Consider the following 23,696-nt stretch of genomic DNA (forward strand, 5'->3'; position numbering starts at 1 on the left):
GGCTTACTTAGTTCTCGTCACCGATGGCGTCCAGGCGGGCCTGTTCATCCATTTCGATGGCAGCCTGCACCACGGCCTCAAGCTCGCCGTTCAGGACGGTGTCCAGGTTGTACGCCTTGTAGCCGGTGCGGTGATCCACGATCCGGTTTTCCGGGTAGTTGTACGTGCGGATACGCTCGGAACGGTCCATGGTGCGGATCTGTGACTTGCGGATGTCCGAGTTGGCGGCGTCGATCTTTTCCTGCTCGTGGGCCAGGATGCGGGAACGGAGCACGCGCATGGCGGCTTCGCGGTTCTGCAGCTGCGATTTCTCGTTCTGCATGGCCACCACAATTCCCGTGGGAAGGTGGGTGATGCGCACGGCGGAGTCGGTGGTGTTCACGGACTGTCCGCCGGGGCCGGAGGAACGGTAGACGTCGATCTTCAGGTCGTTCTGGTTGATCTCGACTTCTTCGGGCTCGTCCACTTCGGGCAGCACCAGCACGCCGGCTGCTGAGGTGTGGATGCGGCCCTGGGATTCGGTGACGGGGACACGCTGGACACGGTGCACGCCGCCCTCGTACTTCAGGCGGGCGTAGACACCCTCGGCCGGGTCATTGGAGTTGCCCTTGATGGCCATGGAGACATCCTTGTAGCCGCCCAGATCGGACTCGGTGGCGGAAATGATCTCGGTGCGCCAGCCGCGGTGCTCGGCATAACGGGTGTACATGCGCAGCAGGTCACCGGCGAACAGTGCTGCTTCATCGCCGCCTTCACCGCCCTTGACCTCGATGATGACGTCGCGGCCGTCATTGGGGTCGCGCGGAATCAGCAGGCGGCGCAGGGTTTCCTGTGCCTCATCCAGCTGTTCCTTCAGCACGGGAACCTCGGCCGCGAATTCCGGATCCTCCGCTGCCATTTCAGACGCTGCTGCGAGGTCATCCTCGAGGGCGTGCCACTTGTTGTAGGCGTCCACGATGCGGCTGAGCTCGGCATAGCGCCGCCCGAGCCGCCGGGCCAGGCCCTGATCCGCATGCACTGCGGGATCGGAAAGCCGCAGCTGCAGCTCTGCGTGCTCATCCAACAGACCCTGTATGGACTCAAACATCTTTTACATTCCTCTTTCGATGGTTGGAACCGGCCCAAAGCGGACGGTTCCATGGCAATTTCACGGCGGAGATTTTCGACTGCCCAACAGCAGTTTATCCGCGCCCGGCCACCTTACCTGTGCCCGGACTTCCGAGACCTGCGCATTAACTGCCAAGCCGCCCAGACTCCGGTCCGTCCGCGGAAGGCGGAGGCCGGAATATGAGCGGCTTGGTACGGCAGCTAGTTGTCCTTGGTGCCCAGGGTGGTCTGCTGGACCTGCATCAGGAACTCAACGTTGGACTGCGTCTCACGGATCTTTCCGGTGAGCAGTTCCAGAGCCTGCTGGGTGTCCAGGCCGGACAGGACGCGGCGCAGCTTCCACATGATCTTGACTTCATCAGGGGAAAGCAGGTTCTCTTCGCGGCGGGTACCGGACGCGTTGACGTCCACGGCCGGGAAGATGCGCTTGTCCGCGAGGTTGCGGGACAGGCGCAGTTCCATGTTGCCGGTGCCCTTGAATTCCTCGAAGATGACCTCGTCCATCTTGGATCCGGTTTCCACCAGGGCCGTGGCCAGGATGGTCAGCGAACCGCCGTTTTCGATGTTGCGGGCAGCACCGAAGAAACGCTTGGGCGGGTACAGCGCCGAGGAGTCGACACCGCCGGACAGGATCCGGCCCGACGCCGGAGCGGCCAGGTTGTAGGCACGGCCCAGGCGGGTCATGGAGTCCAGGAGGACGACGACGTCGTTGCCCATTTCCACGAGGCGCTTGGCCCGCTCGATGGCGAGTTCGGCAACCGTGGTGTGGTCATCGGCGGGACGGTCGAAGGTGGAGGCAATAACCTCGCCCTTCACCGTGCGCTGCATGTCCGTGACTTCTTCGGGACGCTCGTCCACGAGGACCATCATGAGGTGGACCTCAGGATTGTTGATCGTGATGGCGTTGGCGATTGCCTGCAGGATGAGGGTCTTGCCGGCCTTGGGCGGGGAGACGATCAGGCCGCGCTGGCCCTTGCCGATCGGCGCCACGAGGTCAATGACACGCGGGCCGATCACCTTGGCGGAGGTCTCCAGGCGCAGGCGCTCGGAGGGGTACAGGGGAACCAGCTTGGAGAATTCCACGCGGTCCTTGTTGTCCTCGGCGGGCTTGCCGTTGACCGAGGTCAGGCGAACCAGTGCGTTGAACTTCTGACGCTGGTTGCCGCCCTGGTTCTCGCCTTCGCGCGGTGCGCGGATGGCACCGACGACGGCGTCACCCTTGCGCAGGTTGTACTTCTTGACCTGGGCCAGGGATACGTAGACGTCGTTCGGGCCCGGCAGGTAACCGGAGGTGCGGACAAACGCGTAGTTCTCCAGGACGTCCAGGATGCCGGCTACGGGCAGCAGGACGTCGTCGTCAGTGACCTCGACGTCGTCGACGTCCGGGTTCTGGTTCCGGTTGCGGCGGCGCTCGTTGCGGTCGCGGAAGCGGTCGTTCCGGTCGCTGCGATCGTTGCGGTCATTCCGGTCGTTGCGGTTGCGGTTGCGGCGGTTGCGCCCGCGTCCGTTCTCGTCGCCGTCGTTGTCGCGGCTGTCGCTGCGGTTGTTCTCGCGGTCATTGCGGTTGTTCTCGCGCTCGCCGCGGTTGTTGTCACGGTCATTGCGGTTGTTCTCGCGCTCGCCACGGTTATTCTCGCGCTCGCCGCGGTTGTTCTCGCGGTCATTGCGGTTGTTCTCGCGCTCGCCGCGGTTATTGTCACGCTTGTTCTCACGGCTGTCGCTGCGGTTGTTGTCGCGGCGGTCCTCGGCAGCGTTGGCGTTGGCTCCCGTGCCGTTCTCCGAGGCATTGGACGGAGCAGAATCGGCATTCGACTGCTCGGCCTTGCTGTTGTCGGAACGGCCGTTCTCGGAGGTGCCGTCACTGTCCGCACGGCGGCTGCGTGAACGGCGGTTGCTGCGCTCGCGCTGCGGCTGCTCTTCGCGCGGAGTCTCCTCGCGGGAGTTCTCCTCCCGCGGAGCCTCGGCCTGTGCGGGCTCAGCAGCGGTCCGGGCGGGTGCCTCGGCGGCAGGCGCAGTGACTACTCCGTCACTGGCAGCGCGGCGGTTGCGGTTGCGGGTCCGCGCCGGACGCTCGGGGGCTGTCTGCTCTGCGGCCGGAGCCTCAGCTGCAGCCGGGGCGGCGGAACCTGCTGTGGCAACGTCGGCCTGGGCAGTCTCGGTCTTGGCACCGCGGACCGGCCGGTCGGCGACTGCGCCGCCCCGCTGATGGTTGGAGATCGCCGTCACGAGATCTCCCTTGCGCATGCGGGATCCGCCGGTAATACCCAGCTGGCCGGCAAGCGCCTGAAGCTGAGCGAGCTTAAGGCCAGCCAGTCCGGAGCTTTTTGAAGTCGCTTCGCCGTTGGTTCCGGCGGTAGCTGAGTCCACACCTGTTGTCAGGTCAGTGGTATCGGTCACGAAGGATCCTTCCCCCTCGTCGGGCGGTCCGGCGCAGTGCCGGCCGCGGATGATTTGATCCTGGTCCCCCTATGGTCAGACATGGGGGGCAGGGTTCGCCGGTTCCGGCAAGAGCCGGGCAACGGCGAATCTACTGGGTGCCTCTTGGAAAGAAATCCACAGGAGTTTGGTCAGCTTTGCTGCCGAACTACGCGGCATTCAAGGGAACTGACCTTTTCTTGGCAGTACCCGAAGGCTGCACCGGGGATTGCGCTTCCGCAGTTGAATAAGAGTATTCAAACACGATGCTTGGACAGTATGCCCCTGACAGCGAGTTTTCAACAAATACTCAGGGCGGTCCAAGTATGGACGGCCTGGATGCGGGAGCACAAAAGACGGTTAGTACCGCTGGTGCTCTTCCACTCTAGCACCATCACGATCAACACTCAGCCGCAAAACACGCCATAAATGAGCAGCTTTAGCGTCCGCAAGATGCCGGGCAATCAGGTGCTCGGCCCGCTGTGCCTGGTCCTCGCCGTTGGCCAGCGCCATGACCGTGGGCCCCGCACCGGAAATGACCGCGGCGATGCCGTGTTCACGCAGGTACCGCATCAGTGCCGCGCTGGGCTCCATGGCCGAAGCGCGGTAGTCCTGATGCAGGAAATCCACCGTTCCCGCCGGCAGCAGGGAGGGTTCCGCGGCGAGGGCATGAATCAGCAGGGCGGCCCGTCCCGAGTTGGCAGCGGCGGCCGGATGCGGGATCTGCGCGGGAAGCAGCCCGCGGGCACTCTCCGTGGAGAGTTCAGTGGCCGGGACCGCAGCAACGGGGATGATGTCGCCGTGCACCGGTGCACTGACAGAGCGAAAGGCCCCCTCTTCTTCCCAGGAAATCGCCAAACCGCCGGCCAGCGCCGGGGCCACATTGTCCGGGTGGCCTTCCAACCGGGAACACAGGTCCAGCAGCGCAGCTGCATCCAGCCGGTGATCCCGTGGCAGCAGGGCGTTGCCGGCCAGCACGCCGGAAACGATGGCCGACGCCGAAGAGCCCAGCCCCCGGCCGTGAGGGATGACGTTCTCCGCGTCCAGCTGCAGTCCGGGAAGGGAAAACCCTGCGGACTCCACGGTTTCCCTGATGGTCCGGACCACCAGGTGCGTGTCATCGGTCGGCAGCCTTCCGGCACCCTCGCCGGTGATGCGCACCGTGGTGCCCGGCTCACCGGACGTGCGCACCCGCACAGTGTCATACAAGCCAACAGCCAGGCCCAGGCTGTCAAAGCCCGGGCCCAGGTTGGCGCTGGTGGCGGGAACCCGCACGGTCACGTCCTGGCCGGCGGCCACTGCTCCGGTTACCGCTCCCGGCACAGGCACTGACGCAGCGCGGGGCAGGGCAGCGGAATCACTTGCATGCATATCTGTTAGCCCGCAGCCTGTGCTTCCAGGCCCAGCGCGGCGGCAACGGAGACGACGTCGAAGTCCACCTTGGTGGGTTCAACATCGGAACCGTCGGCGGTACGCAGGGCCCACTGCGGGTCCTTGAGGCCGTGGCCGGTGACGGTGATGACAATCTTCTTGCCCGTGGGTGCCTCGCCGGCGGCGTGCTTCTTGAGCAGCCCGGCCACGCCTGCGGCGGAGGCCGGCTCCACAAAGACGCCTTCCCGGGATGACAGCCAGCGGTGCGCTTCGAGAATCTCGGTGTCAGTCACTGCTTCGATCAGGCCGCCGGACTCGTCGCGGGCAGCAATGGCCTGCTCCCAGGAGGCGGGGTTGCCAATACGGATGGCGGTGGCAATGGTGTCCGGATCCGTCACCGGATGGCCCTTTACCAGCGGTGATGCACCCTCAGCCTGGAAGCCCCACATCACGGGAGTCTTTGTGGCCACCGGCGCCAGTTCCTTGCCGGCGACGTTGGTGTAAGGCTCGGAGTATTCCCGGTAGCCCTTCCAATACGCGGTGATGTTTCCGGCGTTGCCCACCGGCAGCAGGTGGTAATCGGGGGCATCGCCGAGGTAGTCCACCACTTCGAAGGCAGCGGTCTTCTGTCCTTCGATACGGGCGGGGTTTACGGAGTTCACCAGGAACACCGGGTAGGCCTCGGCGAGCTTGCGGGCCACATCCAGGCAGTTGTCGAAGTTGCCGTTGACCTGCAGCAGTTCAGCGCCGTGGGCAATGGCCTGGCTGAGCTTGCCCATGGAGATCTTGCCGTCCGGAACCAGCACGGCGCAGGTGATGCCGGCCTGCGTGGCGTACGCGGCGGCCGAGGCGGAGGTGTTGCCGGTGGAGGCACAGACCACGGCCTTGGCACCGGATTCGACGGCGGCCGTCATGGCCATCGTCATCCCGCGGTCCTTGAAGGAACCCGTGGGGTTCATGCCCTCGACCTTGAGGTAAACCTCATTGCCGGTCAGTTCGGAGAGGGCCTTCGCTTTCACCAGCGGAGTGCCGCCCTCACCGAGGGTGATGATCTCGGTGCTCTCGGTTACGGGAAGACGATCGGCGTATTCGGCGATGACGCCGCGCCATTGATGAGCCACGGTATTAGACCCCTTCTACCCGCAGGACGGATGTGACTGAATTGATGATGTCCAGGCCCTTGATGGCCTCGACGGTGGCTGCCAACGCAGCTTCGGATGCCCGGTGCGTAACGAAACGCAGTTCGGCGGACGAGGCCGTGCCGTCAGCATGGATGGTCTGGCGCATGGTTTCGATGGACACGCCGTGCTCGGCGAAGACCTGCGCCACCGCAGCCAGGACGCCCGGCTGGTCGGTGACCTGCAGGCCGATGCTGTAGCTGGTGGTGACCTTGGCGAACGGCAGTGCCGGTACGGAGCCGGTGGGCGTTTCAGCGCCGAGCGGTCCACCCAGGACCAAGCGGCGGGCGGTGGAGACGACGTCGCCCATCACCGCCGACGCGGTGGGTGCGCCGCCGGCGCCCTGGCCGTAGAACATGAGCTCGCCGGCGTTTTCTGCTTCCACGAACACTGCGTTGAAGGCACCGTGCACCGCGGCGAGAGGATGCGTGCGCGGCAGCAGCGTGGGGTGCACGCGCACGCTGACGCCGGGTTCGCCGTCGTTGTCCAGCTTTTCCGCGATGGCCAGCAGCTTGATGACGAAGCCGGCGTCCTTCGCCGCGGCAATGTCATCGGCGGTGACGGAGGAGATGCCCTCGCAGGAGACGTTGGCCAGGTCAAAGTTGGTGTGGAAGGCCAGCGAGGCGAGGATGGCGCCCTTTGACGCAGCGTCGTGGCCCTCGACGTCGGCGGTGGGATCGGCTTCGGCGTATCCGAGACGCTGGGCATCAGCCAGGGCGTCGGCGAACTGGGCGCCGGTGCTGTCCATGGCGTCCAGGATGTAGTTGGTGGTGCCGTTGACGATGCCCATGACCTTGGTGATCCGGTCGCCGGAAAGGCTGTCCCGGATGGGGCGCAGGATGGGAATGGCTCCGGCGACGGCCGCTTCATAGGCCAGCCGCACCCCGGCTGCGTCGGCCTTTTCGAACAGTGCGGCGCCGTCGGCAGCGAGCAGGGCCTTGTTGCCGGTGACTACGGAGGCGCCGTGTCCGATGGCGTGCAGCATCAGCGTGCGGGCCGGCTCCATGCCGCCCATCAGTTCGATGACGATGTCCGCACCCTCCACCAGCTTTTCGGCGTCGGTGGTGAACAGGTTCCGCGGCAGGTCCGTGTCGCGCGGCGCGTCCGGATTGCGCACGGCGATGCCGGTCAATTCCATCCGGGCACCGGTGCGTGAGGCCAGGTCTTCGGCGTCGTCAAGAAGGATCCGGGCAACCTGCGAGCCAACGTTTCCGCAGCCCAACAGGGCAACTTTCAGGGTCTTCATGGTGCGTGCCTTCTCCTTCAGCGATTCGGGCGGTCGGACGCCGGCGTTTCTACGTCCCGGGCCAACAGGTCTTCTTCGGTTTCTCCGCGGATGATCAGCCGTGCAGCACCGTTTGATACGGCAACCACGGGCGGACGGGCAATGTAGTTGTAGTTGCTGGACAGGGCCCAGCAGTACGCACCCGTTCCCGGAACGGCCAGCAGATCGCCGTCACCGGTGTCCGCCGGAAGATAGACGTCCCGAACCACTATGTCCCCGCTCTCGCAGTGTTTGCCAACTACGCGTGACATAACGGCGTCATGTTCGGACGTCCGCGAGGCGAGCACTGCCGAATAGTCTGCGTCGTACAGCACGGGGCGGGCGTTGTCGCTCATGCCGCCGTCCACTGAAACGTACCGGCGTTCGGCGGTCCCGCCGTCGGCCGTGTCCACGCGGACCGTCTTGACGGTGCCGGCGCGGTACAGAGTGAAAGTGGTGGGGCCAACAATGGCACGGCCGGGCTCAATAGAGATCCGCGGCACGGCCAGGCCCAGCTCGGTGCAGGTGGTGCCGACGACGGCGGCCATCGCCTGCGCAATTTCAGCCGGCGGACGCGGGGTGTCGGCTTCGGTGTAGGCAATGCCGTAGCCGCCGCCGAGGTCCAGCTCCGGCAGTTCGACGCCGTGCGCAGCCTTGACGTCCGACAGGAAGCCGAGCAGCCGCTTGGCGGCCAGCTCGAAGCCTTCAGGCTCGAAGATCTGTGAACCGATGTGGCAGTGCAGGCCCAGCAGGCGGATGCCCTTGGCTTCCAGCGCAGCGGCCACAGCGGCAGCGGCCGGAGATACGCCGCCGGTAGCCGGATCCGGTGCCATGGAAAGGCCAAACTTCTGGTCCTCATGGGCCGTGGCAATGAACTCATGCGTGTGCGCATGCACTCCGGGCGTCAGCCGCAGCATCACGTTGGCCTGTTCGCCGCGGGACACCGCGAGGGCGTCCAGGCGGTGCAGCTCGGCCATGCTGTCCACGACAATCCGGCCCAGGCCCATGTCCAGGGCTCGGGTCAGCTCTGCGTCGGACTTGTTGTTTCCATGCAGGCCCAATTCAGTGCCCGGGATCCCGGCGCGAAGGGCAACGGCCAGCTCACCGCCGGAGCAGGTGTCCAGACGCAGGCCTTCTTCACGCACCCAGCGGGCCACCGCGGTGCAGAGGAACGCCTTGCCCGCATAGTAGACGTCCACTCCCCCGCACAGGTCGGCAAAGGCGGCGTCGAAGGAGTCCTTGAAGTCCCTGGCGCGGGCGCGGAAGTCCGCTTCGGAGACCACGAACAGCGGCGTGCCGAACTCCCGTGCCAGGGCGGAGACGGACACTCCCGCCACTTCCAGTTCGCCGTTGGCTGCGCGGCTGACGTCGCGGGCCCACATTTGCGGGCGCAGTGCATTGGCGTCCGCCGGGTGGCTGAGCCATTCGGGGGCGAGCGGGGAAACAGTCATGGATTACATCCGTTCCGGTGCGGAGACTCCCAGCAGGCCCAGGCCGTTGGCCAGGACCTGGCGGGTGGCAAGGTTCAGCCACAGGCGGGTGCGGTTCACATCGGTGATTTCCTCGTCGCCCTGGGGGGCGATCCGGCAGGCGTCGTACCAGCGGTGGTAGGTGCCGGCGATGACTTCCAGGTGGCGGGCCACGCGGTGCGGTTCGCGGAAGGCGCTGGCCTGCGCGACGACGCCGGGGTACTGTCCCAGCGCGGCCAGCAGTTCGCCTTCGGTGGGATGGGTCAGCAGCGACGCGTCGAACGCTGAATCATCCACGCCGGCGGCCTCGGCGTTGCGGGCCAGGGCGTAGGTGCGGGCGTGGGCGTACTGCACGTAGAACACCGGGTTCTCATTGCTGCGCTTGGTCAGCAGGTCCAGGTCAATGTCAATGTTGGAGTCGGCGGAGAAACGGGCCAGCGTGTAGCGGGCGGCATCCACGCCCACGGCGTCCACCAGGTCCTCGAGCGTGACCACGGTGCCGTTGCGCTTGGACATGCGCACGGGCTTGCCGTCCTTGACCAGGTTCACCATCTGGCCGATCAGCACCTCAACGCACTCCGGGTCGTGCCCCAGGGCGGCGGCAGCGGCCTTGAGCCGGGCCACATAGCCGTGGTGGTCGGCGCCGAGCATGTAGAAGTTCAGGTCAAAGCCGCGGTCGCGCTTGTTCTGGATGTAAGCGATATCCCCGGCGATGTAGGCGGCGTTGCCGTCGGACTTGATGACCACGCGGTCCTTGTCATCGCCGAACTCGGAAGAGTTCAGCCACCAGGCGCCGTCCTTTTCGTACAGGTTCTTGGAGCCCTTGAGCTGTTCCAGGAGCTTGTCCACCTGGCCGTTTTCGTGCAGGGAATCCTCATGGAAGAAGACGTCGAAGTCCACGCCGAAGTTGTGCAGGGATTCCTTGATGTCGGCAAACATAAAGTCCACACCGGCGGCCCGGAAGTGTTCCTGCGCTTCGGCGTCGGGCAGTTCCATGATGTCCGGTTCAGCGGCCAGGATGCGGTTGGCAATGTCCTCGATGTAACCGCCGGCGTAGCCGTCTTCGGGAGCCGGCTCGCCCTTGGCCGAGGCCAGCAGGGACCGGGCGAAGCGGTCAATCTGCGCACCGTGGTCATTGAAGTAGTACTCGCGGGTGACTTCGGCGCCCTGGGAAGAGAAGATCCGGGCCAGGGCGTCGCCAACGGCGGCCCAGCGGGTTCCGCCCAGGTGGATGGGCCCGGTGGGGTTGGCGGAAACGAACTCCAGGTTGATCCGGGTGCCTTTGAGGACTTCCGAGGTGCCGTAGGACTCGCCGGCATCCACGATGGTCTTGACCAGCTCACCGGCGGCACCGGCGTCGAGCGTAATGTTCAGGAAGCCGGGCCCGGCAATGTCCACCTTCGCGACGCCGTCGATCTTTTCGAGGCGTCCCTTGAGGATTTCCGCGAACTGGCGGGGGTTCATTCCGGCCTGCTTGGAAAGCTGCAGGGCAATATTGGTGGCCCAGTCGCCGTGGTCGCGGTTCTTCGGACGCTCCACGCGCACCTCCCGGGGCACGTCGATGCTGAAATCACCGGCATCGATGGCGTCTTGGAGGCAGGCAGTTACGGCGGAGGAAAGTTCTTCAGGAGTCACCGGTTAAGCATAGCCTCCGGGCAGGTGCCGGTCCGCGAACTGTGACGACGCCGCGGACCGCCCCGGCTGTCCCCGGGTCCGCCCGGTGGGCAAATCAACACCCCGTGCGCAGGCGAAGCGCAACCGAATACGTTGTAATGGATAGGGATCCCGCCTCCAAGGAGAGAAATTGACCCCCTCACACAAGACCATGCTGTTCGCCGCCGCTTCCCTGACCCTGGCCTCTGCCGCCTGCGCCCCGGCGTCCGACGACGGCGCCTCCGCCAATCCGGAATCTGCGCCCCCGGCTGCCGGATCAGCCGTCCGAACCGGCAACTACGCAGACGGGGAATACTCCGCGCAGGGCAGCTACATTCCCCCGTCCAACCAAACCGAGGAAGTGGACGTGACCCTGACGCTGGAAGGCAATGTGGTCACCTCCCTGGACGTTCAAACGTCCGGCAACAACCCCACGTCCAAGCAGTACCAGCGCGAATTCACCTCCGGCATCCAGGAACAGGTCGTGGGCAAGAACCTTGATGAGCTGAACGTGGACAAGGTTGCCGGCTCGTCACTGACCAGCTCCGGTTTCAACAAGGCGCTGGACGCCATCCGGACGGAAGCCGCGAGCTGACGCTTCCATGCCGGATTTCAGCTTCGAGGCCATCGGCACCGCCTGGACCGTGAGCACCGCCACCCCGGTGACTGAGCAGGAGCGGGCAGCCGTGACAGAGCTGGTGGAATCCTATGACCGGACCTACTCGCGGTTCCGGCAGGACTCGGTCATCGCAGCGCTTGCCGCAGCACCGGGGACGGTGGACCTTCCGGTTTCCGCCGCACCGCTTCTCACCCTCTTTGATACCCTCCACCGGCTCAGCGGGGGCGCGGTAAATCCTTTGGTGGGCTCGTCGCTGGAGAAGCTCGGCTACGACGCGGCGTACTCGTTTGCCTCCGCCGGCCCCTCCCCGGCGCCGGACTGGGCGGCTTCGGCGTCCTGGCAGGTGCTGGGGAACCGAACCGTGCTGAGTACCTCGGCGCCGGTAACCTTCGACATTGGTGCCGCGGGAAAGGGACAGCTTGTTGACCTGGTCTTCGAACTGCTCCGTACGGCCGGGCACCGGGAGTTGACGGTGGACGCCGGTTCCGACCTGCGGCACAGCGGTCCCCGCGCCCTGCAGGTAGCTCTGGAACACCCGTATGACACCGCCCGGGCCGTCGGCGTGCTTCCGCTGCACAACCGCGCGCTGTGCGCCTCGGCGTCCAACCGCCGGCAATGGGGAGACGGGCTGCACCATATTGTTGATGCAGGGACCGGCCGTCCCGTCGAGACGGTGGCAGCCACCTGGGTGCTGGCTGATAACGCTATGACCGCCGACGGGCTGGCCACCGCACTGTTTTTCACCGACCCCGGCACGCTCGCCGAAGAATTCGCCTTTGACTATGTGCGGATGTTTTCGGACGGGCGGGCCACTTTCTCAGATGCCATGGCTGGAGTTCTTTTTTCATGAGTCTTTCCCTGTCCGCCGCGTCCCGCAGGCTGGACGCTTTCGCCGGCCGCTGGACGATGTACCGGCTGACCACCCTGCTCCTGCTGGCGATGACGGCGTGGTCCTTTGTGCTTTCCGCGGCGGGGCAGCTGTTCTACGCCCCGGCCGAGCTCGCCGCCACCGCTGCCACCGCCGTCGTGTCCGCTCTGGTGGCCAGCCGGGTCATGGGACTGCTCTTCCGGACCCGCCCGCAGACCGACTCCTCCGTCATCACCGGGTTGTTGCTCTACTTCCTTTTCTGGCCCACCACCGAAGGATCCCAGCTGTTGACCGTGGCACTCGCGGCCGGGGCTGCCACGGCGTCCAAGTACCTGCTGGTGTGGCACGGCCGGCACATCTTCAACCCCGCCGCTTTCGGTGCCGCAGTGTTGGCTGTGACGGGCCTAAACAGCGCCGTGTGGTGGGTGGCGGCACCGCTGATGCTGGTGGTGGTCCTGCCCGCCGCCGCGCTGATCCTCTACCGCAACCGGCTGCTGCCCATGGCCGGAGTGTTCCTGCTGGCCTCGGGGGCGATCATTGTGGCGCGTTTCCTGTCCGGCGGGGAACCGCTGACGACGGCGCTTGCCACCCTGATCGCTTCCTATCCGGTGCTGTTCTTTGCCGGCTTCATGCTGTCCGAGCCTCTGACCCTGCCGCCCCGGCGCGTCCAGCGCCTGCTGGAGGCCGCCGTCGTCGGCGTCCTGTTCGCCGTGCCGCTGAACCTGGGACCCGTGTATATGTCCCCGGAGCTTGCCCTGCTCATCGGGAACCTGCTGGCCTTTGCCTTGGCACCGCGTGCAGGCATCAGACTGCGGCTGCGCGAAAACCGGGCCCTGACACCCACGGCGAGGGAGCTGGTGTTTGAACCCCTGCGACCGCTGACGTTCCGGCCGGGACAGTACATGGAGCTGAGCCTGCCCCACGCCAGCCCGGATGCCCGCGGCGTCCGCCGCATCTTCAGCCTCACCACGGCGCCCGAAAAGCCGGACACAGTGGCCGTGGGACTGCGTGCCACAGAACCGTACAGCTCCTTCAAGTCCACCCTCCTGAAGCTGAAGCCGGGGGCCGTAGTTTCCGGAACCACGGTGGCCGGGGACTTCCTGCTCCCCCGCGATCCGGGCGTTCCACTGCTGCTGATCGCGTCCGGCGTCGGCATCACTCCGTTTATGAGCCAGCTGCGTTCCCTCGCTGCCCGCGGGAGCACCGGGGAGAGCACCGGGGAGAGCACTGGGGGATCCCTCGGACGGGACGTGGTCCTGGTCTATGCGGCGTCCTCGGTGGAGGAGCTGGCGTATGCGGCGGAACTGCACGGGATGGGAATCCGCGTTTTGGTCTGCACGCCCACCGATCCGAAGATCAGCGGATGGACCTGGCTGGGCCCAGGGCTGCCGGGCGCTCAGGCGCTCGCCCAAGAGGTTCCGGACGCTGCCCGGCGTGCGGCGTACGTGTCCGGATCGCCGTCGGCTGTTGCCGTTGCCCGTGCCGCGGTCCGCGGTGCCGGCGCCCGTTCAGTAAAGACTGACGCCTTCCTGGGCTATTGATTTCCGCCGCGTTTTCACACGGCGCGCCGGACCTGCTAAGCTTCTTGAGTCCCACAGGACCTGCCGGTTTACCGGTGTCCTTGCCCTCGTAGCTCAGGGGATAGAGCGGTTGCCTCCGGAGCAACAGGCCGTAGGTTCGAATCCTATCGAGGGCACATTGAGACACGAAAGGACCCCGCACAAGTTGCGGGGTCCTTTTGCGTTGCGGATCAACTGATTATTTGGTGCCCGGCCACTTCCGGCACCGATTGAAACATGCCAGTGCACCACCGTGCTGCCGAAGATGACACGGCAACCGCGGGCAGCACCACGTATTTACTCTCGTGTGCCGGCGAAAAACTTCCGAAAAACCCTTGCGCAGGGCGGGCTGGTCAGCGGTAGGGTGTGCCACATACCAACCGGTCGGTTCCTTCGTGTGGGAGCGTCCCGACCGGGCAAGACACCACCGCCACGAGAAACACGGATCACCACCCCATGAAGACCCTGAACATCAAAGAACAGCTGGCCCGCGTTTCAGTGGACCTCTTCGCCACGCAAGGCTATGCCAAAACCAGCGTCCAGCAGATTGTTGACGCGGCCGGAGTCACCAAGGGCGCCCTCTACCATTACTTCGATTCCAAGGACGATCTGCTCTTCGACATCTATGACCGCATCCTTACGCTGCAGCACCGCAATCTCGAAGAAATCACGGCGCGGAATCTTCCGGTGGAGGAAACGGTCCGAATGGCGTGTGAAGACGTCCTCATTACTTCGATCGAATGGATCCGCGAAGGGGCCGTCTTTTTCCGTTCCCAGCACATGCTCAGCACGGATCGGCTGGAAGAAGTAAAGAGACGGCGCCGCCGCTACAGCGAAGTCTTCGGCGCCCTGATTGTCCGCGGCCAATCCGAAGGTGTTTTCCGCAGCGACATCCCCACCGCCGTCCTGGTGGCCAATTTCTTCGCCAATCCGCACTATCTCTCGTATTGGTACCAGCCGGACGGACCCCTGACCAAACAGCAGGTCGCGAAGCATCTGACCGATTTGTACCTCGCCGGGCTCCGGCCTGCCACATCAGGAGGATCAGCACATTGAAAGCCTGGAACGTCGTTACCCTTGCCGAACCCCGTGACGCGATGCGCCTCACGGAACAGCCCTCCCCCACCGCTGCCCCGGGCTCGCTGGTGTTGAAGACCCTTGCCGTGGCCCTGAACTTCCCTGATGTGCTGCTGTGCCGCGGGGAGTACCAGGAGAAGCCCGAGCTGCCCTTCGTGCCCGGCATCGAGCTCTGCGGCACCGTCACCGGAATCGGCGACGGCGTCACCGGCTTCCGGCTGGGCGACCGCGTGATTGCCACGCATCTGGGCGTCATGGCGGAGGAAGTGCAGGTTCCTGCCGCAACGGCCTTCCCTGCGCCCGGGTCCCTCTCCGACGCGGAAGCCGCCGCTCTGTGCATCGGATACCAGACCGGCTACTTTGGACTGCACCGCCGGGCACGGATTGCGCCCGGCGAAACACTGCTGGTCCATGCGGCAGCAGGAGGCGTGGGGACGGCAGCCGTGCAGTTGGGCAAGGCTGCCGGCGCCACCGTGATTGGGGTGGTGGGCAACGAAGCCAAGCGCCGGATTGCCGAAAAGGCCGGAGCGGACATCGTGGTCAACCGCACCACCGAAGATTTTGTCGACGCCGTCAAAAAGGCAACCGGGGGCCGCGGAGCCGACGTCATCTATGACCCGGTGGGCGGTGAAACGTTTGAACGTTCAACCCGCTGCATCGCTTTTGAAGGGCGGATTATCGTCGTCGGGTTTGCCGGCGGCACCCTGCAGACCGCCCGCATGAACCACGCTTTGGTCAAGAATTACTCAATCCTCGGGCTCCACTGGGCGCTCTACACCAAGAACGCCCCTGAACTGGTTGCCGAGGCCCATGAACAGCTCACGCTCCTGGCAGACAAGGGCTTGATCCGGCCCGTGGTTAGCGAAACCGTACCGTTCGCCTCCGCTCCCGAGGCCGTCCAGCGCCTGGGCGACGGCAAGACTGCAGGGCGGGTGGTGCTGACCCTGTAACTGAACGCGCCCGCTTTCCCAGCACCGCGCCCCTCACCGGAGCAATCTTCACGAGACAACGGAGTACTCATGGAAATTTCACATACCGACCAGTCGGTTTTGACCCCTCGCCTGCGCTTCAGTGACGTGAGCGTGCGGTTCGGCGGACTCACCGCCCTGGACTCGGTGTCCTTCACCGTTCCGCCCGGGGCCGTCGTCGGCATCATCGGACCCAACGGCGCCGGCAAAACCACACTGTTCAACGTGATCTGCGGTTTCAACACTCCGGCGTCCGGATCCCTGGAGCTCGACGGCGAAAAGTTCCAGCCGCGGCGGCACCGGCTCACGCGCCAGGGTGTCGCCCGGACACTGCAGGGACTGGGCCTGTTTCCAGGGCTAACCGTGCTGGAGAATGTTCTGCTCGGGTTGGAGAGCACTGCCCGGCACAACCCTGTGGAGGATGCCCTGGCCCTGCCTCGTTCCCGGCGCGGTGAAGCCCGGCTCCGCGTGCGCGGGCTGCAGACGCTGGACGATCTTGGCATCGTATCCTTCGCGTCCGCGTTGCCGGACACCCTTCCCTATGGGATCCGGAAGAAGGTGGCCCTGGCCCGTGCCCTCGCCGGTTCCCCCCGCCTCCTGCTCCTGGATGAACCCGCCGGCGGACTGGCCCACGAAGACATTGACGAACTGGCCGAAATCATCCGCTCGGTTCCGGAGACCGGCTGCTCGGTGGTCCTTGTGGAACACCACGTGGACCTGGTCATGAACGTCTGCGAGCGCATTGCGGTCCTGGACTTCGGCAAGCTGATCGCCGACGGCACCCCCGCGGAGATCGGCGCCAATCAGGCCGTCACCGATGCCTATCTGGGAGTTGAGCCGGCATGAGCGGCCTGCTGGTCCTGGACTCAGTCAGTGCCGGTTACGGCCAGGTTCCCGTCCTGCACGGCGTCAGCCTCAGTGTCGAGGCGGGCAGCATCACCGCCGTCGTTGGCGCCAACGGTGCGGGCAAAACCACGCTGCTCCGCACCGTGATCGGCCAGCTGAGACCGGCGTCCGGAAACATCCGCTTCGACGGCACCGACTTGGCGGCCACCAAAGTGGAGGACATGGTGCGGCGCGGCATCGCACTGGTGCCGGAGGGACGGGGAGTCATCACGGAGCTGACCGTGGAGGAGAACCTGCGCCTGGGCGGGTTGTGGCGCCGTGACCGGGCCGCAGCCGCAGCCCTGCTGGCACGCATGTACGAACTGTTTGAACCGCTGGACCGGCGCCGCAAGGCACCCGGGCACCAGCTCTCCGGAGGTGAACGGCAAATGCTCGCCCTGGGCCGCGCCCTGATGGCCGGTCCCCGGCTGCTGCTCCTGGACGAACCGTCCCTGGGCCTGGCCCCGCGCATCACCGCACAAATCCTGGGACTGCTGCGCAGCCTCTGCGACGACACCGGACTCACCGTCCTTCTGATCGAGCAAAACGTCCGCAGCGCCCTTGCCGTAGCCGACGACGGCGTGGTCCTCAACCTGGGTTCCGTCGTCGCCGCCCGTCCCGCCGCCGACCTGGCAGCGGACACCGACCTCCGCCACACCTATCTGGGGTTCTGACATGGACAGATTTCTCTTCCTTACCGTCGACGGACTGGCCCGCGGCGCTGTGCTCGCCGCCTTTGCCCTCTCATTGGTCATCATTTGGCGCGCCGCCCGCATCGTGAACTTTGCGCAGGGGGCGATGGCCGTTGCCACCACGTACATCGCCTATACCGTCACCAGCGCCACCGGCAACTACTGGCTCGGTCTGGCTTCCGCCGTGGTCACCGGCCTGCTGCTCGGAGCCCTGGTGGAGCGCACGGTGATGCGCTTCGTGGGAAACACCAATCCCCTGAACTCGGTCATTGCCGGGCTGGGACTGCTGCTGGTTATCCAAGCAGTCCTGGGCATGATCTTCGGCAACGGATACAAGTCAATGGCCACACCGTTCAGCACAACACCCCTTTCCATCGGCGGCGTCAGCGCTGTCTCCCCCTACGACCTGTTCATCTTTGCCTGTGTCGGGCTGATCGTCGGTGGACTGGCCCTGCTGTTCACCAAGACCGCCCTGGGGCTGCGGCTGCGCGCCTCGGCCTTCGCTCCGGATCTGGCCCGGCTGCTGGGCGTGCGGTCCTCCCGCATGTTGACACTCGGCTGGGCATTGTCGTCCGCCGTCGGCGCCCTGGCAGCACTGCTGATCATTCCCACCGAGCTGGGCCTGAACCCGCATGCCGTGGACACCGTCTTCGTCTACGCATTCACCGTTGCCGTGGTGGGCGGACTGGACTCCGCAGGCGGAGCCGTTGCCGGTGGGCTGGCCGTAGGCGTGGTGCTCAGCTGGGTCAGCGGATATCTGGGCGCCACCCTCGCACCCATCGCTGTACTGGTCCTCCTGCTGGCGGTGCTGCTGCTCCGACCGGCCGGACTGTTTTCCATGACGAAGGAGCGCACGGCATGAAACCGTTGAAGCCGGGGACTTCCCTCCTCGTTGCCGTTGCTGCGGCAGCGATACTGATCGGCCTTACCTTTGCCGTGGATCCCTTTCGGTCCTACCAGCTGGCCACCGCGTGCGCCTACCTGTGCGCTGTTGCCGGCCTGACCCTGCTCACCGGAGCGGGTGGACAGCTCTCCCTCGGCCAGGCGGCGCTCATGGCCGCCGGTGCCTACAGCTACGCGCTCAGTGCCAATGCGCTGGCCGAAGCAGAAGTGGAAGGGCCCCTCCTGCTGCTGGCTCCGCTTGGGGCCGCAGTGCTGGGAGCAGGCGTCCTCGGCCTCATCATCGGATGCGCCGCCGGCCGGTTGCACGGCCCCTATCTGGCCGGCTTCACCCTTGCCCTGGTGGTGGCCATTCCGGCGGTGACCAGTACGTTCTCGAATGTTCTGGGCGGGGACCAGGGCTTATGGATCACGGTGGAAAAGCGTCCGGCCGCGCTGCGCGGCACCGTCAGCAACGAACAGTGGCAGGCCTGGCTGGCAATAATCTGTGCCGTCGCGGTGATGGTGGTGCTGAACAACCTCCTGCGCGGACGGTTTGGGCGCCAGCTGCGGGCCGTGCGCGACAACGACGCCGCGGCCTCGCTTTCCGGTGTCAACGTGGCCCGAACCAAGATCATCTCCTTCACCGTGAGCGCCGCAGCAGCGGGCCTGGGCGGGGGCCTGCTCGCTTACGTCACCCAGAGCGCCAATCCGGGTGCGTACTCGCTGGTGTTGTCCCTCTATCTGCTGATGGCAGCGGTCATCGGCGGCATTGGGTCGCTGACCGGTGCCGTCTGGGGTGCCCTGGTCATGGTGTTCCTGCCCTACGCGGTCAATTCCTTCACCGCTGATCTGCCGGTCTCCGCCGACGTCGCCTCCAGACTGGACGGGAATCTCGCCATAGCGGTGTTCGGCACCATCCTCGTGCTGGTGATCCTGCTTGCCCCGCGCGGCATCCAGGGGCTGCTCTCCGCTGCGGGCCGCCGGATCCGGGCCCGTGTCTCTCCCGGGCCGGGTCCCTCAAACCCTGCCCCCGCCGTCGTCGTACCCGTTCAGCAGTCCCGCACACCAGCAGACAATCCGCCATCAGGAACAGACACTCCTCCATCAGAAACACTGTCCACCACGAAAGGCCAACGATGATTATTTTCCAGCACTCTGGTTCTGTCCGCAGCACCTCTGCTCCCGGGCGCACGAGCCGGTCCAAGCGCAATGTCCTCGCCGCGGCAGTCACTGTGGCTGCCATGGCTCTTGCGGCGTGCGGGTCCTCCGGAGAAGGCACCTCGACGGCGGCGGAAGACGTTCCGGGTGTCACCGACAGCACAGTCAAAGTGGGCACGCACCAGCCCCTGACCGGTCCGGCAGCGGCAGGCTATGCCTCAATTTCGCCGGCCACCAAGGCCTACTTCGACCATGTGAACGCAAACGGCGGAATCCACGGCCGCACCATTGAATACACGGTCAAGGATGACGGTTACAACCCGGCCAACACTCAGAGCGTGGTGCGCGAACTGGTGCTCCAGGACGAAGTGTTCGCGATCCTCGGCGGTCTCGGCACGCCGCCGCACAGTTCCGTGCTGGACTTCCTGAACGACAACGAAGTCCCGGACCTGTTTGTCGCCTCAGGCAGCCCCACCTGGAACCAGCCCGAAGACTACCCCTATACGTACGGTTTCATGCAGGACTATGACACCGAGGCCAAAGGCCTGGCTGCGTATGTGCAGGAAGAATTCCCGGACGCCACTTACTGTCTCTTCGGCCAGGACGACGACTTCGGAGCGGACTTCAAAACCGGCCTCGAGTCGGCGCTGGGCAGCGACGGACTGGCCAGTGCACAGGTTTACTCTACGGCGAACACGGACGTGGCAGCGCAGATCAGTGCCCTGCAGGCGGCCGGCTGCGATGTGAACTTCCTGGCCTCGATCAACGGCTTCACCGCGCAGGCCATCGGAACCGCTGCCAAGCTGGGCTACATGCCGAAGTGGGCGGCGTCCTCTGCCGGCGGGGATTACAACACGCTGTCCAGTTACCTCGGAGAGAACACCGATGCGCTCTTGGAGGGCTTCATCAGCTCAAACTACCTCCCGGCCAATACCGACGCCGACGATGAGTGGACGGCCAAATTCAGGGAGATCAACGAGAAGTACAACCCCGGCGCGGAGTTTGACGGAAACACGATCTTCGGCATGTCCATTGGCTACCTCTTCGCCGAAGCCCTCAACGAGGCCGGTGAGAACCCCACGCGGGAGTCACTGCTGGAGGCACTGGAATCCGGCAACGTGCAGGGCAACGGACATGTGCCGCTGGGCTTCAGCGGGGACAGCCATGCCGGGTACACCGGTGGCATGATCACTGTGATTTCGGACGGCGTGCAGGCCTACACGGGAACGCCGTACTCCGCGGACGGTGACTCGGTTAGTGCCTACACCGAAGAACGTCCCGCGATGCCGGAAAACGCCATCCCGCAGTAACATTCCCTGTCCACCGCCGGGACACCAGCCGCATAAACAAGTGAAGGGCCCGCCGCTGAAATGATCAGCGGCGGGCCCTTCTCTTGGGCTGTACCTGCTGCTTAGGCCAGCACGTACAGGGTGATCCACTCTGCAACCGCCGCGGGCTTGTCCGCCCCTTCCAGTTCAATCGTGACTGCGGTGACAACGCGGACGCCCTGGCCGGTGGTCTCGACCTTGGACAGCTCGGAAACCGCCCGGACGCGGCTGTTCACCGGCACCGGGTGCGGGAACCGCACCCGGTCCAGTCCGTAGTTGATGCCCATCACGGTTCCGTCCACGCTCACCCGGTCCGCGGCCAGCGCCGGCAACAGGGAAAGGACCAGAAAACCGTGGGCGATAGTGGAGCCGAACGGACCTGCGGCAGCCCGTTCAGGATCCGTGTGGATCCACTGATGGTCATCGGTGGCGTCAGCGAACCGGTTGATCCGGTCCTGGTCAATGGTGATCCAGTCACTGGTTTCGCGCTGCCCCACGGCAGCTTCCAGCTCTTGTACGGAGTTAAAGTGCGCCATCGCTAAGCCCTCGGTCCGCCGGCAACGTACAGCACCTGGCCGGAGACAAAGGATGCTTCCTCCCGGATGAAGAAGGACGCCGCAGCGGCAATGTCGGCCGGTGTTCCGGCCCGCCCCACCGGGATTTCGGCCACCGCGTGCTTAACGAAGTCATCGAACGGCACCCCAACCCGTTCCGCGGTGGCCCGCGTCATGTCAGTCTCAATAAACCCCGGCGCAATGGCATTGACCGTGACGTTATACCGGCCCAGCTCGATCGCCAGCGTCTTAGTGAATCCCTGCAGCCCGGCCTTGGCAGCGGCGTAGTTGGCCTGGCCCCGGTTGCCGAGGGCAGAGGTGCTGGAAAGATTGACGATCCGCCCCCACTTCTCCTGTACCTGGTGCGCCTGCACGGCACGGCTCATCAGGAAAGCACCGCGCAGATGCACGCCCATGACCGCATCCCAGTCGCTGTCGCTCATCTTGAACAACAGGTTGTCCCGAAGGATGCCCGCGTTGTTCACCAGGATGGTTGGTGCGCCGAGCTCGTCCGCGATCCGGGCCACAGCCGTTTCGACGGCGCCCGCATCCGCGACGTCAGCACCAACACCCACAGCCTTGCCGCCAGAGTTATTGATGGCCTCCACCGTTGCAGCGGTGTCTTCTTCCCGTAAATCGATGACGCCCACGCGGTGGCCGTCGGCCGCCAGCCTCGCTGCGATGGCCGCGCCAATGCCGCGTCCTGATCCGGTGACAATGGCGGTTCGCTGGACCGGAGGGTCCTGGGCTTCGGTCATGTTTCTCCTCGGTGTGAGCTGCATCATGGTGTCACGCTGAGCGTACCGACCGGACGGTACGTATGCAACGTGTCCTCAACGCCCGGCTACACAACTCGCCGGGTTCCGTTGGTTATTTCAGGGTCCGGTGTGCATACAGGTCCCGCAGCAGTGCCACCTCGGCGAGGTGATGAATCATCTCGCGGTGGATGTGCAGGACCAGCTCCGCCATGGGCGCCTGCGCCCAGTTCCCCTCCGCTTCTCCCACCGGTGCGGCGAGCGCGGATTCGTCCAAAGCGGCAACCGACCGGATCCAGGTCCCGTAATACTCATCCAGCACCTCCAGAGCCCGCGCCGCCGTTCCCGGATACTCAAAGGTTTCATAGCTAACCGCGGGAGTACCAAAGTGCGCCGCGTTGCGCATGCCCAGCACTCCCACGAGGATGTGGCTGAGCCGCCAGGCAATGGTGGTTACCGGAGCAGGAACGGGTTCCGGATACTCGAAGTCGATCGTGAAATTTCCCTTCCCTGCTGCCTCCGCGTGGGTGCCGGAGGGCCGCGGACGCACATTCCAGGCTCCCGGCACGGGTTCCCGGAAATACTCATCGTCGGTAAGCCCCTCCAGCCGGGGGCGCGCCTGGTTCTCCCAGTGCCACTGCATCTGGTCGACAAGCAGCCGCGGAATGTCCAGTACGCCGCCGTGTGTGAGCCCCTCACCGCCTGACGGCCCTCTCCCCTCATCCTCGGCAGCGTCCTCCTCAACTATGTCCCTGTCCTGCTCCATTACCGTCCCCTTCCCTCTTAGAGCAACAGGGCTGCCGGGGTTCCGGCGCCCTGTTCACTCAGTTCCCCTCACCCTAAAAGCACATCAGGACAGCTTCTGTCCGCATCCGGGCGTATCTTGAAACCATGTTGGAAACCTCGGCCAGGCTGCTGCACCTGCTGTCGCTGCTGCAGATGAGACGCGAGTGGACCGGGGCAGCCCTGGCGGACCGGATGACGGTCACCGAGCGCACGGTGCGGCGCGACATCAGCAAGCTGCGCAGCCTGGGTTACCCCATCTCCGCCTCCCCCGGCATCGCCGGGGGCTATCAGCTGGGATCCGGTGCGCAGCTTCCGCCCCTGCTGCTGGACGACGACGAAGCGCTCGCCGTTGCCCTCGGGCTGGCCGCCGTTGCCACCGGTCCGGTGTCCGGTATCGGCGAAGCCTCAGTGCGTGCGCTCGCGAAGCTGGAACAGGTCCTGCCAGGACGCTTGCGCCCCAAATTTTCTGCGCTGCGCCAAGCCGTCAGCGTGCTGGGCGGCAGTGCCGCCACCGTGGATCCGCAAACCCTGACCGCTTTGTCCGGGGCCATTGCCGAACAGCGCGTGGTCTCGTTCCGCTACACGGCGGCGGGCAACGCACCGGGAAGGCGGCTGGTGGAACCCTACAAACTGGTCAGCACCGGCCGTCGCTGGTACCTCGCGGCCTGGGACCTTGACCGGCAGGATTGGCGGACCTTCCGCATGGACCGCTGCCAGAGCATTCCGGCCATCCGTGAGCGTTTCTTCCCACGCCCGCTGCCCGCGAAGGACATGGCGGCCTACGTCCAGGACTCCATCACGCGCTTTCCCTACCGGTACGACGTCGTGCTGCGGCTGGCAGCGCCCGTCGCCGATCTCCAGGACCGGATTCCGCCGGATGCAGCGACCTTGGAAGCGGACGGGCCCGGGCACACCATCCTGCGCGGGGGGTGGGATTCGCTGGATCTGCCGCTGATGCGTCTGGCCGGCCTGAACATCGAGTTCGAAATTCTGGCACCTGCTGAAATGCGGGACCGGGCGCGCGCCACGGCAGCGCTGCTCCAGCGTGCCGCCGGTGTCCAGCCCTCGGCGGAATACGGGAAGGCCGCGGATTCCAGGGATTAGACTG

At 65.4% G+C, this 23,696-nt stretch carries 21 protein-coding genes and 1 tRNA gene; 12 read left to right on the plus strand and 10 right to left on the minus strand.

Translation table 11 applies throughout. The features are described 5' to 3' along the window. Positions 1-7 precede the first annotated feature (7 nt). The 7 genes from prfA to argS form a co-directional block, all read right to left on the minus strand. Positions 8-1,087 carry a peptide chain release factor 1 gene (prfA, locus tag CXR03_RS00500; RefSeq protein ID WP_104052465.1) on the minus strand — a complete coding sequence of 360 codons (1,080 nt, stop codon included), beginning with the start codon at positions 1,085-1,087 and terminating at the stop codon, positions 8-10. Between the two features lie 221 nt (positions 1,088-1,308). Beyond that, a complete protein-coding gene (rho, locus tag CXR03_RS00505; RefSeq protein ID WP_104101256.1) occupies positions 1,309-3,504 on the minus strand; it encodes a transcription termination factor Rho in 2,196 nt (731 codons plus the stop codon). A 378-nt stretch (positions 3,505-3,882) separates the two neighbouring features. Continuing rightward, the gene (thrB, locus tag CXR03_RS00510; protein WP_104101258.1) at positions 3,883-4,893 is read right to left on the minus strand and encodes a homoserine kinase; all 1,011 of its coding nucleotides are present in this window, start codon (positions 4,891-4,893) and stop codon (positions 3,883-3,885) included. A gap of 5 nt (positions 4,894-4,898) precedes the next feature. After that, positions 4,899-6,014, minus strand: a complete 1,116-nt coding sequence (thrC, locus tag CXR03_RS00515; protein ID WP_104101260.1) for a threonine synthase — start codon at positions 6,012-6,014, stop codon at positions 4,899-4,901. A 4-nt stretch (positions 6,015-6,018) separates the two neighbouring features. Further along, positions 6,019-7,317 (minus strand): homoserine dehydrogenase, encoded by a 1,299-nt coding sequence (locus tag CXR03_RS00520; protein ID WP_104101262.1) that lies wholly within the window; start codon positions 7,315-7,317, stop codon positions 6,019-6,021. A gap of 17 nt (positions 7,318-7,334) precedes the next feature. Beyond that, on the minus strand, positions 7,335-8,786 hold the full coding sequence (gene lysA, locus CXR03_RS00525) for a diaminopimelate decarboxylase (RefSeq protein WP_104101264.1): 1,452 nt from the start codon (positions 8,784-8,786) through the stop codon (positions 7,335-7,337). Positions 8,787-8,789: 3 nt separating this feature from the next. Beyond that, a complete protein-coding gene (argS, locus tag CXR03_RS00530; protein ID WP_104101266.1) occupies positions 8,790-10,439 on the minus strand; it encodes an arginine--tRNA ligase in 1,650 nt (549 codons plus the stop codon). A gap of 169 nt (positions 10,440-10,608) precedes the next feature. Here argS and CXR03_RS00535 point away from each other — a divergent pair, with 169 nt between their 5' ends. The 11 genes from CXR03_RS00535 (at position 10,609) to CXR03_RS00585 (ending at position 20,475) form a co-directional block, all read left to right on the plus strand. After that, a complete protein-coding gene (locus CXR03_RS00535) occupies positions 10,609-11,052 on the plus strand; it encodes a hypothetical protein (protein ID WP_258073431.1) in 444 nt (147 codons plus the stop codon). Positions 11,053-11,059: 7 nt separating this feature from the next. Beyond that, positions 11,060-11,926 carry an FAD:protein FMN transferase gene (locus CXR03_RS00540; protein ID WP_104101269.1) on the plus strand — a complete coding sequence of 289 codons (867 nt, stop codon included), beginning with the start codon at positions 11,060-11,062 and terminating at the stop codon, positions 11,924-11,926. Then, the gene (locus CXR03_RS00545) at positions 11,923-13,485 is read left to right on the plus strand and encodes an FAD-dependent oxidoreductase (protein ID WP_104101271.1); all 1,563 of its coding nucleotides are present in this window, start codon (positions 11,923-11,925) and stop codon (positions 13,483-13,485) included. Before CXR03_RS00540 ends, CXR03_RS00545 begins: the two co-directional genes overlap by 4 nt. Before the next feature lie 82 nt (positions 13,486-13,567). Further along, positions 13,568-13,640: transfer RNA gene (locus tag CXR03_RS00550), tRNA-Arg, on the plus strand. Positions 13,641-13,959: 319 nt separating this feature from the next. Next, entirely contained in the window at positions 13,960-14,559 is a 600-nt protein-coding gene (locus tag CXR03_RS00555) for a TetR/AcrR family transcriptional regulator (RefSeq protein ID WP_104101272.1), read from the plus strand. Continuing rightward, a complete protein-coding gene (locus CXR03_RS00560) occupies positions 14,556-15,530 on the plus strand; it encodes an NADPH:quinone oxidoreductase family protein (RefSeq protein WP_104101274.1) in 975 nt (324 codons plus the stop codon). The genes CXR03_RS00555 and CXR03_RS00560 overlap by 4 nt, the downstream gene beginning before the upstream one ends. 69 nt (positions 15,531-15,599) lie before the next feature. Continuing rightward, on the plus strand, positions 15,600-16,394 hold the full coding sequence (locus tag CXR03_RS00565) for an ABC transporter ATP-binding protein (protein WP_104101276.1): 795 nt from the start codon (positions 15,600-15,602) through the stop codon (positions 16,392-16,394). Then, on the plus strand, positions 16,391-17,107 hold the full coding sequence (locus tag CXR03_RS00570; protein WP_104052478.1) for an ABC transporter ATP-binding protein: 717 nt from the start codon (positions 16,391-16,393) through the stop codon (positions 17,105-17,107). The genes CXR03_RS00565 and CXR03_RS00570 overlap by 4 nt, the downstream gene beginning before the upstream one ends. A 1-nt stretch (position 17,108) precedes the next feature. Further along, the gene (locus CXR03_RS00575; RefSeq protein WP_104101277.1) at positions 17,109-17,987 is read left to right on the plus strand and encodes a branched-chain amino acid ABC transporter permease; all 879 of its coding nucleotides are present in this window, start codon (positions 17,109-17,111) and stop codon (positions 17,985-17,987) included. After that, the gene (locus CXR03_RS00580; RefSeq protein ID WP_104101279.1) at positions 17,984-19,147 is read left to right on the plus strand and encodes a branched-chain amino acid ABC transporter permease; all 1,164 of its coding nucleotides are present in this window, start codon (positions 17,984-17,986) and stop codon (positions 19,145-19,147) included. The genes CXR03_RS00575 and CXR03_RS00580 overlap by 4 nt, the downstream gene beginning before the upstream one ends. Continuing rightward, positions 19,144-20,475 carry an ABC transporter substrate-binding protein gene (locus tag CXR03_RS00585; RefSeq protein WP_258073432.1) on the plus strand — a complete coding sequence of 444 codons (1,332 nt, stop codon included), beginning with the start codon at positions 19,144-19,146 and terminating at the stop codon, positions 20,473-20,475. Before CXR03_RS00580 ends, CXR03_RS00585 begins: the two co-directional genes overlap by 4 nt. A 101-nt stretch (positions 20,476-20,576) precedes the next feature. On the opposite strand, the gene CXR03_RS00590 is transcribed toward CXR03_RS00585, so the two are convergent. The 3 genes from CXR03_RS00590 to CXR03_RS00600 all read right to left on the minus strand — a co-directional run bounded on the left by CXR03_RS00590 (position 20,577) and on the right by CXR03_RS00600 (position 22,568). Further along, on the minus strand, positions 20,577-21,029 hold the full coding sequence (locus CXR03_RS00590) for a MaoC family dehydratase (protein WP_104101281.1): 453 nt from the start codon (positions 21,027-21,029) through the stop codon (positions 20,577-20,579). A gap of 2 nt (positions 21,030-21,031) precedes the next feature. Further along, positions 21,032-21,805 (minus strand): 3-oxoacyl-ACP reductase FabG, encoded by a 774-nt coding sequence (gene fabG, locus CXR03_RS00595; RefSeq protein WP_104101283.1) that lies wholly within the window; start codon positions 21,803-21,805, stop codon positions 21,032-21,034. 112 nt (positions 21,806-21,917) lie between these two features. Next, a complete protein-coding gene (locus CXR03_RS00600; RefSeq protein ID WP_181034456.1) occupies positions 21,918-22,568 on the minus strand; it encodes a DinB family protein in 651 nt (216 codons plus the stop codon). A 125-nt stretch (positions 22,569-22,693) separates the two neighbouring features. On the opposite strand from CXR03_RS00600, the gene CXR03_RS00605 reads away from it, so the two are divergent. Next, on the plus strand, positions 22,694-23,692 hold the full coding sequence (locus CXR03_RS00605; protein WP_104101285.1) for a YafY family protein: 999 nt from the start codon (positions 22,694-22,696) through the stop codon (positions 23,690-23,692). Positions 23,693-23,696 lie beyond the last annotated feature (4 nt).

The sequence above is a fragment of the Arthrobacter sp. 08Y14 genome (assembly GCF_002929455.1).
In the GTDB taxonomy this organism is placed as follows: Bacteria; Actinomycetota; Actinomycetes; order Actinomycetales; family Micrococcaceae; genus Arthrobacter_B; species Arthrobacter_B sunyaminii.